Origin of the sequence: Brachybacterium phenoliresistens (assembly GCF_000576425.1) — a bacterium.
Taxonomy (GTDB): domain Bacteria; phylum Actinomycetota; class Actinomycetes; order Actinomycetales; family Dermabacteraceae; genus Brachybacterium; species Brachybacterium phenoliresistens.
The window spans coordinates 1-14,833 of record NZ_KK069990.1; the positions used below are offsets into that span (position 1 = coordinate 1).

Annotated in this window: 13 protein-coding genes; 10 read left to right on the forward strand and 3 right to left on the reverse strand. The window is 74.9% G+C overall.

What is annotated here, in order from left to right; all coding sequences use genetic code 11:
- On the reverse strand, positions 1–1,225 hold a 1,225-nt coding region (locus tag BF93_RS05280; RefSeq protein WP_038371184.1), incomplete at its 3' end, for a DEAD/DEAH box helicase.
- Positions 1,226–1,544: 319 nt separating this feature from the next.
- Here BF93_RS05280 and BF93_RS05285 point away from each other — a divergent pair.
- The 9 genes from BF93_RS05285 (at position 1,545) to BF93_RS05325 (ending at position 10,852) form a co-directional block, all read left to right on the forward strand.
- Complete coding sequence (locus tag BF93_RS05285) at positions 1,545–2,567, forward strand: LacI family DNA-binding transcriptional regulator (protein ID WP_198025360.1); 1,023 nt, start codon at positions 1,545–1,547, stop codon at positions 2,565–2,567.
- 141 nt (positions 2,568–2,708) lie between these two features.
- On the forward strand, positions 2,709–4,658 hold the full coding sequence (locus BF93_RS05290; protein WP_198025361.1) for a glycoside hydrolase family 2 protein: 1,950 nt from the start codon (positions 2,709–2,711) through the stop codon (positions 4,656–4,658).
- Between the two features lie 86 nt (positions 4,659–4,744).
- Positions 4,745–5,815 (forward strand): alcohol dehydrogenase catalytic domain-containing protein, encoded by a 1,071-nt coding sequence (locus BF93_RS05295; protein ID WP_038371185.1) that lies wholly within the window; start codon positions 4,745–4,747, stop codon positions 5,813–5,815.
- 110 nt (positions 5,816–5,925) lie between these two features.
- The gene (locus BF93_RS05300; protein ID WP_038371186.1) at positions 5,926–6,321 is read left to right on the forward strand and encodes a GntR family transcriptional regulator; all 396 of its coding nucleotides are present in this window, start codon (positions 5,926–5,928) and stop codon (positions 6,319–6,321) included.
- A complete protein-coding gene (locus BF93_RS05305; protein ID WP_051486567.1) occupies positions 6,318–7,217 on the forward strand; it encodes an ATP-binding cassette domain-containing protein in 900 nt (299 codons plus the stop codon). The genes BF93_RS05300 and BF93_RS05305 overlap by 4 nt, the downstream gene beginning before the upstream one ends.
- Positions 7,214–7,978 (forward strand): hypothetical protein, encoded by a 765-nt coding sequence (locus BF93_RS05310; protein WP_038371187.1) that lies wholly within the window; start codon positions 7,214–7,216, stop codon positions 7,976–7,978. The genes BF93_RS05305 and BF93_RS05310 overlap by 4 nt, the downstream gene beginning before the upstream one ends.
- Positions 7,979–8,103: 125 nt before the next feature.
- Positions 8,104–9,117 carry a ribonuclease HI family protein gene (locus tag BF93_RS05315; RefSeq protein WP_038371188.1) on the forward strand — a complete coding sequence of 338 codons (1,014 nt, stop codon included), beginning with the start codon at positions 8,104–8,106 and terminating at the stop codon, positions 9,115–9,117.
- The gene (locus tag BF93_RS05320; RefSeq protein ID WP_232226209.1) at positions 9,114–10,316 is read left to right on the forward strand and encodes a DUF418 domain-containing protein; all 1,203 of its coding nucleotides are present in this window, start codon (positions 9,114–9,116) and stop codon (positions 10,314–10,316) included. The genes BF93_RS05315 and BF93_RS05320 overlap by 4 nt, the downstream gene beginning before the upstream one ends.
- Positions 10,313–10,852, forward strand: a complete 540-nt coding sequence (locus tag BF93_RS05325; RefSeq protein WP_038371189.1) for a DUF4031 domain-containing protein — start codon at positions 10,313–10,315, stop codon at positions 10,850–10,852. Before BF93_RS05320 ends, BF93_RS05325 begins: the two co-directional genes overlap by 4 nt.
- Positions 10,853–10,876: 24 nt before the next feature.
- On the opposite strand, the gene BF93_RS05330 is transcribed toward BF93_RS05325, so the two are convergent.
- Entirely contained in the window at positions 10,877–12,205 is a 1,329-nt protein-coding gene (locus tag BF93_RS05330) for a TetR/AcrR family transcriptional regulator (RefSeq protein ID WP_051486568.1), read from the reverse strand.
- 170 nt (positions 12,206–12,375) lie between these two features.
- On the opposite strand from BF93_RS05330, the gene BF93_RS05335 reads away from it, so the two are divergent.
- Positions 12,376–13,224, forward strand: coding sequence for a histidine phosphatase family protein (locus BF93_RS05335; protein WP_051486569.1), 849 nt, complete (start codon positions 12,376–12,378; stop codon positions 13,222–13,224).
- 31 nt (positions 13,225–13,255) lie between these two features.
- Here the strand turns inward: BF93_RS05335 and BF93_RS05340 are convergent, their stop codons facing one another.
- Positions 13,256–14,833: a sensor histidine kinase gene (locus BF93_RS05340; protein ID WP_084148294.1), complete on the reverse strand. Its 1,578-nt coding sequence runs from the start codon at positions 14,831–14,833 to the stop codon at positions 13,256–13,258.

Consider the following 14,833-nt stretch of genomic DNA (forward strand, 5'->3'; position numbering starts at 1 on the left):
GCTCGCCGCGCGGGACGTCCGCGGGCTCGCCCTCGAGGATCTCGGCCGCACCGAAGACGCGCTCGCCGGGGGCGAGCTGCTCGAGCACGGGGCTCGTGGCGCGGACCTGCGCGTGGTAGGTCGGGGTGATGCGCGCCTTGCGCATCAGGTCGTGGACGTCCTTCTTCTGGTCGGGCGTCTGCACGGTGATGACGGTGCCGGACTCGCCGGCGCGCGCGGTGCGGCCCGAGCGGTGCAGGTACGCCTTGTGCTCGATCGGCGGGTCGGCGTGGACGACCAGGGCGACCTCGTCGACGTGGATGCCGCGGGCGGCGATGTCGGTGCACACCAGCGTCGGGGAGGTGCCGTTGCCGAAGGCCTCGAGGTTGCGGGTGCGGGCGCCCTGGGACAGGTTGCCGTGCAGCTCGACCGCACCCACGCCCATGCGGGTCAGCTTGCGGGCGAGGTTCTTGGCCCCGTACTTGGTGCGGGTGAACATGATGGTGCGGCCCGGCGCGGCGGCCAGGTCGCGCAGCACGTCGAAGCGGGCGGCGCCGTCGACCTCGAGCACGTGGTGCTCCATGGTGCCCACGGGGCTGGAGGCCGGATCGGCCGAGTGCGTGACCGGGGAGTGCAGGTAGCGGGTGACCAGCTTCTGCACGCCGTCGTCGAGGGTCGCGGAGAACAGCATGCGCTGGCCGCGCTCGGGGGTCTTGTCGAGGATCTTGCGGACCATCGGCAGGAAGCCCATGTCGGCCATGTGATCGGCCTCGTCGAGGATCGTGATCTCGACGGCGGAGAGGTCCGCGTGGCCCTGGCCCATGAGGTCCAGCAGGCGGCCGGGGCAGGCGATGAGCACGTCGACGCCGCCGGCGAGCGCATCGACCTGGGGACGCTGGCCCACGCCGCCGAAGATGACGGCGCTGCGCAGGGAGGCGGCCCGCTCGAGCGGGCGCAGGGCCTCGCCGATCTGCGCGGCGAGCTCGCGGGTCGGGGCGAGGATCAGCGAGCGGGGGCGGCGCGCGGCGCGGCGGCGCGGATCCGCCAGGAGGCGGGCGACCAGCGGCAGCAGGAAGGCGTAGGTCTTGCCCGAGCCGGTGCGGCCGCGGCCCAGCACGTCGCGGCCGGACAGGGAGTCCGGCAGCGTCGCGGCCTGGATCGGGGTGGGGGAGGTGATGCCCTGCGGCGCGAGCGCATCGATCAGGGCGGAGGGCACGCCGAGGCGCGCGAAATCAGAGGTGGTCACGAGGATCCGTTCTGGTGGAGGCTGCCCGCCCGGCGCGCTCGCTGCCGGGACGCTCGTTCCTTCCGGCGTCCCCACGGGCCCAGCGCTGTCTCCGCCTCAGGGGGAGGGCGGGACCTGGTGCCGCGACGGGGCGACGGCACTCGTGCTGCCCACACTAGTACGGGAGGGCCCCGCGGCGGCCGGTCGGGGCCGCCGATGTGACGAACCACCGGCTCCGCATCCCACGTTCCCACGTGGGAGTGAGGGGGTGGCGGCCGGACCGCGGACCAGTACCCTGGTCCGGTCGGGCCGCCGGGCCCGCCGTGGAGGAGAGGTGCCCGTGGCGCGCAGGGTGAGCATCAAGGACGTCGCGCAGCGCGCGGGCGTCTCCTGGAAGACGGTCTCCAACGTGGTCCATGACCGCCCGGTGGTGCGCCCGGACACCCGGCAGCGCGTGCTCGCCGCGATCGAGGAGCTGGGCTACGTCCCCAACCTCGCGGCCCGCGACCTGCGGGGCGGCCCCACCCGCACCCTCAGCCTGGTCGTGCCCGAGCTGAGCAACCCCTACTTCGCGCGGCTGGCCGAGCGCATGCAGGCCGCCGCCCGCGAGCGGGACCACTCCGTGAGCGTCGAGGTCTCCCTCGGCTCGGCCGCGGTCGAGCGCATGCATGTGCTCGGCCAGGTGCCGCGCCCGGTGGACGCGGTGATCATCTCGCCCGCCGCGCTCTCGGCCGCCGATCTCGTCGCCCGCCGCTCCGGACCGCGGGTCGTGCTGCTGGGGGAGAGGATCCCCGCCGCGGAGAACGTCGTGCACGTGGCGATCGACAACATCGCCTCCGCCGCCGATGTGGTCCGCCATCTCGTCGACGCCGGCCGGTCCCGGCTGCTGTTCCTGGGCGCCGAGCGCACCCCGCCCTCGACCGGCGCGGATCGCACCGTCGGCCTGCGGGCCGCGATCCGCTTCGCGGGCCTGGACGCGGACCCTCGGCTGCTGCGCCCGGTCGAGCACTGGAACCGGGAGGGCGGCCGGGACGCCGCGCTCGCGGCGCTGGACGAGGGGCTGGAGATCGATGCCGTGGTCGCCGCGAACGACCTGCTGGGCATCGGCGCCCTCGAGGCCCTGCGCTCCCGGGGGATCTCCGTCCCGGAGGAGGTGGCCGTCGTGGGCTGGGACGACATCCCCGAGGCCGCCTTCGCGGTGCCGCCGCTGAGCACCGTCGCGCCGGATGTCGACGCGCTCGTGCAGGCCGCCCTGGATGCCGCGCTGGCGCCCGAGGGGGACGGCGGCGGCGCGGGCTGCCCGGCCCCCGAGGTCGTGGTGCCCCACCGCCTGCTGGTGCGCGGCAGCTCCGCGGCCTCCTGATCTCCCGCTTCCCGGGCTCGGGGCGCCGATCCCGGGGCCGATCGAGGAACTTTCTCGATTCTCACGTTGAAATCCGACCGGGAGTCGTGGTGGACTGGACCCGTCCGGACCACCGTCGTCCTCCCTCGATCAGGAGCCCTCGTGAGCACCTCCTCGCCCGCGGCCGCCGCGCTGCCCTCGCACCTCACCGACCTCTTCGCCGCCGCCGACTCCCTCGCCGCGCTGCTGGACGCGCCGGCCTCGGTCGCCGGGGACGTCCCCCGCCCCGAGCACCCGCGCCCGCAGCTGCATCGGCCCACCTGGCTGAACCTCAACGGCACCTGGCAGTTCGAGATCGACGGCGGGGACAGCGGCATCGACCGCGGCATCCTCGAGCGCGAGCTCGAGGGCGAGATCACCGTGCCCTTCGCGCCGGAGACCGAGGCCAGCGGCATCGGCACCCTCGACTTCCTCGAGGCCGTCTGGTACCGCCGCACCGTCACGGTGCCCGCGGACTGGGAGGGCCTGCGCCCGATCCTCCGCTTCGGCGCCGTGGACCACGACGCGACGGTGTGGGCGAACGGCCAGGAGGTCGCCCGCCACCGCGGCGGCTTCACCCCCTTCAGCGCGGACCTCTCCGGCATCGCCCGCGCGGGCGAGGAGGTCGAGATCGTCGTGCGCGCCCGCGACCACCGCGACGCCCTGCAGGCCCGCGGGAAGCAGTCCGTCTGGTACCACGCCACCCACGCCACCTACCCGCGCACCACCGGGATCTGGCAGACGGTCTGGCTCGAGGGCGTGCCCGAGGTCGCCATCCGCTCCCTGCGCGTGATCCCCTCGCTCGCCGGATCCTCCTTCGCGATCGATGCGCCGCTCAGCGCGAACCGCCCCGGCACCGTCCTCGAGGTCCGCGCCTCGGTGCCCGGCGGCGAGGAGGTCGCCTCCGCCCAGGTGCGGGCCGACCTCGACCTCGCCCCGCACCTCGAGCTCGCGATCCCCGCCGAGCACGTGCGCGTCTGGGGGCCCGGCGCCCCGGAGCTGTACGCCCTGTCCGTGCGCCTGCTCGGGGCCGAGGGCGAGGTGCTGGACGAGGTCTCCTCGTACGCGGGCCTGCGCTCGACCTCCCTCGACGGCCGGGAGTTCCGCATCAACGGCCAGAAGGTCTTCCAGCGGCTCGTGCTCGACCAGGGGTACTGGGCCGAGACCTTCATGACCAGCCCCACCGACCGGGCCATGGTCGAGGACATCCGCCTGGCCTACGAGGCCGGATTCAACGGCGCGCGCCTGCACCAGAAGGTCTTCGAGGAGCGCATGCTCTTCTGGGCCGACCTGCACGGGTACCTCGTGTGGGGCGAGTTCGGCGACTGGGGCGTCTCCGGCCGCGGCGGGCTGGGCCACAACCAGCAGCCCACCGCCGCGTTCATCGGCCAGTGGATCGAGGCGGTCGCGCGCGACATCAGCCACCCCAGCATCATCGGCTGGTGCCCGCTGAACGAGACGCACCAGGTCATCCACGACCGGCTGACCGTCCTCGACGACGTCACCCAGGCGATGTACGACGCGACCAAGCTCGCCGACCCGTCCAGGCCCGTGCTGGACGCCTCCGGCTACTCGCATCGCGTGCGCGGGGCCGACATCTACGACTCCCACTCCTACGAGCAGGACCCGGAGGCCTTCCGTGCGGAGCAGTCGGGCCTGGCGGAGGGGGCGCCGTACGTGAACCGCCGCGACCTCGCCCCGGACGAGATGCCCCACGCCGACGGCTCCTTCTCCCTGCCCTACGCCGGCCAGCCCTACTTCGTCTCGGAGTACGGCGGCATCTGGTGGAACGCCGAGGAGGCCCGCCGTGCGGCGGAGGAGGCCGGCAACAACGCGGCCGCGTCCTGGGGCTACGGCCAGCGCATCGGCAGCGAGGAGGAGCTGTACACGCGGTTCGAGGGCCTCACCCGCGTGCTGCTCGAGGACCCGGAGATGTTCGGCTACTGCTACACGCAGATGACCGACGTGTTCCAGGAGAAGAACGGCATCGTCGACTTCGCCCGCGGCCGCAAGCTCGACCTGGCCCGCCTGCGCGCCGTCCAGGAGCAGACCGCCGCCTACGAGCGGGACTGATCCCGGCGAGTGCCGGGTGACGAGCCATCTGCCCCGCAGATCTGGCTCGTCACCCGGCACTCGCTCCGGTGGGGGAGGATCGGGGCATGCGCGCCATCTCCTACGCCGCCTTCGGCGGCACGCCCGAGCTCGTCGAGCTGCCCGATCCGATCGCCCCGCCGCGCGGCGCCGTCATCCGGGTGCACGCCACCGGGGTGTGCCGCAGCGACTGGCATGCCTGGCAGGGCCACGACGACTCCGTGACCCTTCCGCACGTGCCCGGCCACGAGTTCGCCGGCGTCGTCGAGCAGGTCTCCCCGGAGGTCACGCGCTTCGCCCCGGGCGATCGGGTCACCGCCCCGTTCATCCTCGCGTGCGGGCGCTGCGCGCAGTGCCGCGCCGGGGCCGGGCAGGTGTGCCCGCAGCAGCGTCAGCCCGGCTTCGACCTGCCCGGCTCCTACGCCGAGCGGGTCGTGGTCACCGAGGCGGACCACAACCTGGTGGCGCTGCCCGCGGGCATGGACATGGTCGCCGCCGCCGGGCTCGGCTGCCGCTTCGGCACCGCCTACCACGCCGTCCATGCGCAGGCCCGGCTGCGGGCGGGGGAGTCCCTCGTCGTCCTCGGCTGCGGCGGGGTGGGCCTCTCGGTCGTCCAGATCGCGGTCGCCGCGGGCGCGGAGGTGATCGCCGTGGACGTCTCGGCGGCGGCGCTCGGCGCGGCCCGGGAGCTCGGCGCGAGCATCGTGCCGGCCGGGCCGGAGGCTCCCTCGCGCGTGCGCGCGCTCACCGACGGCGGAGCCCACGTGAGCGTGGACGCCCTCGGCTCGGCGGCCACCGCCGCGGCCGCGATCTCGTGCCTGCGCCCTCGCGGACGGCACGTCCAGGTGGGCCTGCTGCTGGGGGCCGACGCCGACCCGCCGCTGCCGATGGGGCGGGTGATCGGCCAGGAGCTGCAGATCCTCGGCAGCCACGGCCTGCCGGTGGCGGAGTACGCGGCCATGCTCGCCGACATCGCGGCCGGGCGCCTGGACCCGCAGCGCGCCGTGGGCGCCGTGATCGGCCTGGAGGACCTGCCCGAGGCGCTCGCGGAGATGGGCGCCGGGGCGGGCGGCGCCGGCATGACCGTCGCGCGCCTCGCCCCCGCGCCCCGCACCGTCCCTGACTCCTCCCGAGCCTAGGGTCGCGCGCGTCGGAGCACCCGTGACAGCTGTCAGGACTTCCGCACGCCCCGAGAACTGTCTATAGTGCATATAGACAGTAGATGCAGTCGAGGGCGGAGGGAGCGGTCATGGCGGATCTCGACGTGCCCCTGGACCCCTCGGCCCCCGAGCCGATCTACGCCCAGATCCGCGCCGGGATCGCCGCCGCCATCTCCCGCGGCGACCTCGAGCCCGGGCAGTCGCTGCCCTCGATCCGCGTCCTCGCGCGCGACCTGCGCGTCAGCGTCATCACGACCACCCGGGCCTATAACGAGCTCGTCGCCGACGGCCTCGTCGACGCCGTCCGCGGCAAGGGCGTCTTCGTCCGCGCGCAGGATCCCGCCGCCCTGCGCGAGAGGGCCCTTCCCCGCATCGACGAGGCGCTCGCCCAGGCCGCGAGCGCCGCCCGCGCCGCCCGCATGAGCGCCGAGGAGCTGCACGCGCGCCTCGACCTCGCCCTCGACCCCCCGAAGGATGACCGATGACCTCTGTCCCCGCCATCGCCGTCCGCGGCCTGCAGGTCCGGCTCCGTCCGCCGCGCAGGCCCGGCACCGCACCCGCGGCGATCCTGCGCGGCCTGAGCTTCACCGCTCCCGCCGGCCAGGTGACCGCGATCGTCGGAGCCAATGGCGCCGGCAAGACCACCGCGCTGCGCGCCATCATCGGCGCCGTCCCCGCGGCGGCCGGGAGCATCGAGGTGATGGGGCGCGCCCTGGGCCCCGCCGACGTCCCGCTGCCGGAGGACGTCGCCGTCGTCGCCGACGCCTCCCCCTACCCGGACCACTGGACCGCCCACGACGTGGCCAGGCTGCACCAGAGCTGCGTGCCCCGCTTCTCCGTCCGCCGGTTCGGCGCCGAGCTGCGCGCGCACGAGGTCGACCTCGACGCCCGGATCCGCGACCTCTCCCGCGGGCAGGTCACGCAGCTCCTCGTCGCCGCGGCGCTCGCCTCCGCTCCGCGCCTGCTGATCCTCGACGAGCCGCTCGCCCGCCTGGATCCGCTGGCCCGCGAGGAGCTCGTGGACCGGCTGCGCACCCAGCTCGCGACCGAGGACACCACGATCGTCCTGACCACCCACGACCTCGACGGGATGGACCGCTTCGTGGACCATCTCGTCGTGATCGCCGACGGCCGCTGCGTCCTCGAGGGCGCGGTGGAGGACCTGCGCGACGAGCTGGTCCTGGTCGAGCTGCCCGGCATGCTCCCGTCCGGGCTCGTGCTGGAGGGGGCGGAGCAGATCGGCGACCTGACCCGCGGCCTGCTGCCCGCCGACGACGCGGCCGGGCTGCCGCCCGCAGCCCGGCTCCTGCGACCGGGGCTGACCGACCTCGTCACCGGCGCGCTGCGCCACGCCCGCGGAACAGACAGGACGAACCGATGACCACGACCACGACACCGCCCCGGACCCGAGCCCTGCGCGCCCTGCGCCTCGAGCTGAGGCTGCACCGGGAGACGGTCGCCGGGACGGTCGCCTTCTCCGTGATCGCGCTCCTGGCCGCCGGTCTGCTGACGGACATCCTGATCTGGGTCGCGCCCCTGTGGGCGGCGCTCCTGTGGTACCGCCTGGGCCGCGAGGACGTCGAGCAGGCCGCGGACCTGCGGGCGGGCCTGGGCCTGTCCCGGGCCGATGCGCTGCGCGGCCGCGCAGCGCTGGTCGTCCTGCTCTCCCTCGTCCTCACGGTCGTCACGGCGGTCGGCACGGGCATCGCCGACGCCGTCGGCATGGACGGCGCGACCTCTCTGGTCGTCCTGGGCGGCACGGCCGAGGGCCCGGTCGCGCCCGTCCCGCTGGTCCTGCCGATCGAGGCGCTGACGATCGGTCTGCAGCTCACCGTCACAGGGCTCATCGTGGGCAAGGAGTGCACGACCCGGCGCCCCAGCGCCTGGATGTGGCCGCTGTCGCTGATCAGCTACGGCGGAGCGGTCCTGCTGACCTCCCTGCTCGCCATGGCAGGCGGCTTCCTGGTGCTCCAGCTGATGCACCTCACCGAGCTCCCCTTCGAGCAGGGGATCCGGCTCTTCGGCCTCGCGCAGATCGTCCTGCTCGCGATCCTGCTGGTCCTCGCCCTGCAGCTGCTGCGCCGCCGCGTCCGCGTCTGGGCCGGGGCGCTCGATGCGGGCGGGGAGGTCTCGCGCGGCTGATCGCGCGGCTGAGCCGGTGCGCTCGATGCGGGCGGGGAGGTCTCGCGCGGCTGAGCCGGTGCGGCGGGCCGCGGGTGCGGGCCGCCGGTGCGGGCCCGTCCCCGCTCTATGGAACGATTGCCCTCATGACGATCACCGCTGCGGCCGACGGCTCCGCCCTCGGCAATCCCGGGCCCGCCGGCTGGGCCTGGTACATCGACGAGGACACCTGGCGCGCGGGCGGCTGGCCCCACGGCACCAACAACATGGGCGAGCTCAAGGCCGTCCTGGACCTCCTCGAGGCCACTGCGGTGGATGCCGACCAGCACCTGCACATCCTGTGCGACAGCCAGTACGTCATCAACTCGGTGACGAAGTGGATGCCCGGCTGGAAGCGCAAGGGCTGGCGCAAGAAGGACGGCAAGCCCGTCATGAACGTCGAGCTGCTGCAGTCCATCGACCGCGCCCTGGCGGGCCGCAGCGTCGAGTTCGAATGGGTCAAGGGCCACGCCGGCCACGCCATGAACGAGGCCGCGGACCGCCGCGCGAACGCCGCCGCGACCGCCTTCTCGAAGGGCCGCGACCCCGAGGTCGGCCCCGGCTACCGGGCCGGATCCGGCGCGTCCGTGCCCGTGCCCGCCTCCCGGACCGCGCCCCCCGCGTCCGCCCCCGCCGCGTCCGCATCGGCCGCGCCGGAGCCGGAGGATCTCTTCGCCTACTTCGCGCCCGAGCCGGAGCCCGCGCCCGCCCCGGCGGCGGCTCCCCGCCGGGCCAGCGCCGCCTCGGCCCCGACGCCGATCGCGCCGGCGACCTCGGAGCTCGACGAGGTCACCCAGCGGGAGCTGGCGCTGCTCACCGACCTGGTGCGCGCCCAGCCCTCCCGGGCGGCGCAGCTGCTGCACCCCGACTTCACCGAGATCGGGGCCTCGGGCCGCGCCTGGACCCGCGAGGAGATCCTCGCCTCCCTCGGCCCCGTCCCCGGGACCACCGCGAGCGACCTGATCGCCGACGCCCTCGCGCCGGACGTCGTGCTCGTGCGCTACCGCACCGAGGACCGCTCCGGCGGCGCCGTGCGCACGGTGCTGCGCTCGAGCGTGTGGGTGCGCCATCAGGGCCAGTGGCTGCTGCGCCACCATCAGGGAACGCCGGCGCGGCCATGACCTCGCGCGGGGCCCCGGTGGCCGTCGCCGCGGTGCCCCTGGGCGAGCGCGCCGTCGGCCCGGACCTCGCGCGCGGCGCGGCGCTGCTCGGCATCGCCCTGGCCAACACCGTCGGCTGGATGTACGGCGGCGCCTGGACCGCGCTGGTCAAGCAGCGCGACGCCGGGGCGCTGGACCGCGCCGTCGACGTGGCGATGTCCCTGCTGGTGGACAACCGCGGCTTCCCGCTGTTCGCGATGCTGTTCGGCTACGGGATCGGCGTGCTGCTGCGCCGCGGCCGGGAGCGCGGCGAGACGCCCGGCCGATTCCGGCGGCGCATGCTGCGCCGCCACCTGGTGCTGCTGGGCATCGGCCTCGCGCACGGCGTGCTGCTGTTCGCCGGCGACATCGTCGCCTCCTATGCCGTGATCGGCATGCTCGCGGTCCTGTTCGCGGACCGCCGCCGGATCCTCGTGATCGCGGCGGCGCTGCTGGCGAGCCCGATGCTGGCGATGTGGGGCTGGCTGGACGGGACCATCGGCCCCGCCGGCGGCGGGCGCCTGCCCGATGTCGAGGCCGCCACCTACGCCGACTCGGTGATGATCCGCGCCCAGGAGGTCGGCGTCGACCTGATGCTGCTCCCGGCGACGGACCTGGGCCTGCTCACCCCGATGCTGATCGGCGTTCTCCTGGCCCGCGTCCGGCTGCTCGAGGACGTGGCCCGCCACCGGGCGCTGCTGCGCCGCCTGTGGCGCACCCTGCTGCCGATCTCCCTGCTCGGCGCGCTCCCGCTCACCCTCGTGCTGGTCCTGGACCCGCGGGCGGAGCACCTGGGCAGCGAGACGGTGCGCGGGATCCTCGGCGTCGTGCACCAGCTGAGCGGGCTCGGCGGGGCCGTCGCCGGCGCGGCCCTCGCCGCGCTCGCCGCCGAGCGGCTCCACGGTCCGATCGTCGCGGCGCTCGCCGCGCTCGGCAGGATGTCCCTGACCGGGTACGTGCTGCAGTCGGTGATCGCCCTCGCCCTCTTCCCGGCCTTCACGCTGGGGCTCGGCGGACGCCTGGGCTCGGCAGGGGCCTCGGCCCTGATGGTGCTGGCCTGGGCGGCGGGGCTCGTCCTGGCGGTGGTGCTGGACCGCGCCGGCCGCCGCGGCCCCCTGGAGCACGTGCTGCGCTCCCTCGCGGCGCCGCCGCCCCCGCGGACGACGGGCGGTCGCGGATGACCCTGTTCGCCGACACCCCGCGCTGGGACAACCACGGCACCGTGTGGGGCCACCTGATATCCGACACGTCCCTCGACGAGCTCCACGCCGGAGCCGCCCGGGCGGGCCTCCCCGGCCGCGCCTTCGACCTGGACCACTACGACTGGCCGGTGGACGCGCGATGGCGGCTCGAGGCCCACGGTGTGACCATGGTCGGCAACCGGGAGCTCACGCGCGTGCTCCTCGCCTCCGGCCTGCGGGTGCCGCTGGCCCGCCGCGCCCGTGCCCGGGCCGAGCGCAGCGCCGCCGATGCCGCGCGGCTGGGCCTGGATCGGGTGCCCCGCGACTTCATCTGGGGCCCGCGCGGCCACGTCGATCCGATGCCGGACCTGCCCGGCGCCTTCCGGATCAGCCGCGACGAGATCGCCCTGCCGCGCGTGCAGGCCCACGACGCCGCGGGGGAGCGGGCCGCGGCCGCGTTCCTGGAACGGGCCGATGCCCTCGCCCGGGCGGCGGGCCATCCCTTCTGGCAGGGCCAGGTGATGGACGCGCCGTGAGCGCCGCCGCTGCCGGGGAGGGCCTCAGGGGGCGAGCACCTGGGCGAGGTGCGCCTCGAGGTCGGCGGTGAGGTCGATGCCGCGGTCGTACAGCCATCGGTACTGCAGCCCGTCCCACAGGGCGATGCACAGCAGCGCCTCCTGCGCCGGGTCGCGGTGCGCGGGCAGGTCGCCGTCCTCCCGGGCGCGGGCGAACAGGGCCTCGCTGTCGGCGAGCACCGCCCGGAAGCGATCGGCGACGTAGCCGTGCGCCGGGTGGGAGGCCGGAGCGGCCTCGCAGGACAGCACCGCGTACAGCTGGATCAGGCCCGGGGCGCGGCGCGCGGCCACCCGCGCCTGCTGCACCAGCAGGAGCAGTCCCTCGCGGCCGCCGGGCGGGCTCGGCCGGTGACCGGCCAGCGCCCGCAGCTCGCGGTCCCGGGCGTCGAGCACGGCCTCGACCAGCCCCTCCTTCGAGCCGAAGTGATGCAGCACCGCGGCCTTGGACGCCCCGGCGGTCCGCGCGATCCGGGCGAGGGACGTCTCCGCGTAGCCGTCCTGCGCGAACAGGGCAGATGCCGCCGCGAGGATCTGCGCGCGGCGCTCCCGACCGGTGCGATAGCCGGAGGCATCGGGCGGTACGGCCCCCGCCGCGACGTCCGGACCGGCTCCCGGCCCGGGCTCAGGACCCGGCCCGGGCTCTGGACCCTGCCCGGGCTCTGGACCCGGCCCGGGGTCAGGACCAGGGCCGGCGGCAGGGTCCGGGGGAGCGGGTGCGGCGGCCGGCGGCTCCCGCCAGCGCTCCTCGAGGCGGCGCAGCAGGGCCGGGGTGTCGACCCGGTCGGGCAGGAACTGCTCCATGAGCTGCAGGCCGTCCCAGATCGCATCGAAGCGGCGCATCTCCGCGGCGGTGGCCCGGTCGGGGTGGATGCTCCCGGCCCGGCGCGCCCGGTCCAGGACGGCGAGGCTCTCGCGCTCGACCTCCGCGTAGCGCGCCGCCATCGCCGCATGCGAGGGATGCGAGGGCGTGGACGCCTCGCCGAGCAGGGCGGCGAACAGGGCGACGTAGCCGGGGGTCGCGGCGTTGCGGGCGGCGAGGGCGCTGAAGGGGAGCGTCCCGTCGCGGGCGACGGCGGGGAGGGCGCGGGCGTTCTCCGCCTCCATGCGCGCGAGCACCGCGGCCAGCAGCTCGTCGGTGGAGGAATAGTGCTTCGCCAGGCCCGGATGGCTGATGCCGGCGGCCGCGGCGACCTCGCGCAGGGAGGTCCCGCGGTAGCCCTGCTGGACGAACAGCGCGCGGGCGGCCTCGAGGATCCGCTCACGGGTGCGCTCGCGCTGCACCGTGCGGGGCGAGACCCCGGGGTCCGTGGTCACCCGGCTCCTCCTCGCCTCGGCGGTGGCATCGGCCGCGGGTGCGCCGACCGGTCCAGGATACCGTGAGTGACCACACGGTCAGGATTGGGTTTCCAATCGGTCAATATCTGGGTACGATGCGGGCTGCGACGGCCTGCCGGCCCTCGCCTCCCCTCCGACGAAGGAATCCCATGGACAACGATGTTCTGCACTCGTCCCGCCTCACCCGCCGTGCGGGCCTCGCCGCCGCCGGCGGTCTCGGCCTGGCCGCGGCGACCGCATGGATCGGCCCCGTCGCCGCCCAGCCCGGCCAGGGCGCGGGCCGGGGCGCGGGCCGCGGCGGGCGGAAGGCCGTCACCCTGCTGGTCACCCGCCACGGCAGGACGATGCTCAACACCCTGGACCGGGTCCAGGGCTGGTCGGACTCGCCGCTGACCGACGCCGGGGTCGCGGTGGCCGAGGACCTGGGCCGGGGCCTGGCCCTCGAGGGCGTCGAGATCGACGCCGTCCACTGCGGGGACATGGTCCGCCACCACCAGACCGCCTCGGCCGTGCTCGAGACCTTCGGCGCCGACCTCGAGCCGATCCGCGACGAGCGGCTGCGGGAGATCAGCTTCGGCAGCTACGAGGGCGAGCGGAACGGGGTCATGTGGACCGCGATCGCGCAGTCCCTCGGCCACGCCTCGCAGGAGGAGCTCTTCGCCTCCCCGGACTTCGACATGAGCGTGGCGCTCGATGCGGGCGCGGCGCTCAGCGACGGCACGGCAGTCCCCGCGGAGACCTCCGCGGACTGCGCTGATCGCGCCCTCGCGGCCCTCGAGGAGATCGCGCAGTCGCGCACGAGGAAGGGCGGCACCGTCCTGGTGGTCACGAGCGGCCTGACGATCTACCTGGCCCTGCACGCCCTGGGCGCCGATCTCAGCTCCGTGACCGGCGGCTTCCACAACGCCTCCGTCTCCACCCTCACCTACCAGGAGGGCAGCTGGACCATCGGCGCCATCAACGACATGCACTACGTCGAGCAGGGCGCCGGCGCCTGAGCCGTCGCGGCCGCCCGGGGCGCCGGGGACGTCAGCGGTCCCCGGTGTCCCCCTCGGCGGCGGCCTGGGCCGCGGCGGCCTCCGCCTCCGCCGCCTCCGCGGCGGCCTGGTCGAGGTCCGCGGCGACGAGCTCGACGCGGAAGGTCGCGCCGCCGCCCGGGGTCTCGACCACGGAGATGCTCCCGCGATGCTGCTGGACGATGCTGGCGGCGATGGACAGGCCCAGGCCCGCGCCGCCGCCCTGGGAGGCGCTGCGCTGCCGGGAGGAGTCCGTGCGGTAGAAGCGCTCGAAGATCTTCTCGCGCTGCTCGGCGTCGATGCCCTCGCCGTGGTCGCGCACCTCGATCACGGTGCGGCCGGTCTCCTCGAGGGTGCCGACGGCGATCTCGACGGGGGAGCCCTTGGGGGTGTGGCGGTTGGCGTTGCCGACGAGGTTGAGGATCACCTGGCGCAGGGACGGCTCGTCGCCCATCACGCCCACCGCCACGTGCGGGGAGACGGTCAGCGGCGTCCCGGTCAGGGAGACGACCATGACCTGGCGGGTCGGGTCCAGGGCGCGGAGGTCCTGGGCGGCGTCGAACAGGGCGTCGGAGATGTCCAGCGGCTCGAGCGCCAGGTCGGGATTCTCGTCCAGGCGGGCCAGGCGCAGCAGCGACTCCACCAGGGACCCCATGCGGCGGGCCTCGTCCTCGATGCGGCGCATCGCCTGCGCGACGGAGTCGTCGGTGCCCAGCGCCCCCATCCGGTACAGCTCGCCGAAGCCGCGGATCGCGGCCAGCGGGGTGCGCAGCTCGTGGCTGGCATCGGAGACGAAGCGCCGCATGCGCGCCTCGGAGGCCGTCGCGCGGGACTCCGACTCGGACTGCGCGGCGAAGCCCTGCTCGATGTGCACGAGCATCTCGTTCAGCGAGCGGGAGAGGCGATGGACCTCCATGGAGGTCGTCGTCTCCGGGACACGGCGGGAGAGGTCGCCGGCGGCGATCTGCGCCGCGGTCGCCTCGACGTCGCGCAGCGGCTCCAGGGCGCGGTGCGCGATGTAGCCGCCGCAGCCCATGCCCATGAGCACGACGCCCGTGCCGACCAGCACGATGATCAGGGCCATCTCGTGCATGGTGCGGTCCACGCCGTCCAGCGGCAGGGCCACGAAGACGCTGCCGCCGCCCGGGCTGCCGTTGATCATCGCCTTCACGCGCCATCGGCTCTCGGACGAGTCGATGACGGTGAAGGGCTCCCCGCCGCGCTGGATGATCTGGGTCTCGGACAGCTCCGGGAAGACCACCTCGACGGGCCGGTCGTCATGACGGTGGACGACCTGGCGCCGCGTGTTCCCGTCGTGATCGCGGATCTCCACGATGAAGTCGACGGGGGCGTAGGAGTCGCCCTCCTCGCCCGCCGCCTCCTGGTCGATCTCCGCGGCCGCCAGCGCCGTCATGTCGGTCATCGACCGCTCGAGCTCGTTGTCCACTCCCTGGATCAGGGTGCGGTTGAGCAGGAACAGCGACAGGCCGCCGGTCATGGTGGTGCCCAGCACCAGCAGCAGGGAGATCAGCGCGACGATCCGTGTCCACAGGGAGACGGGCCGGTCCGCGCGCAGCGAGGGGAAGGACAA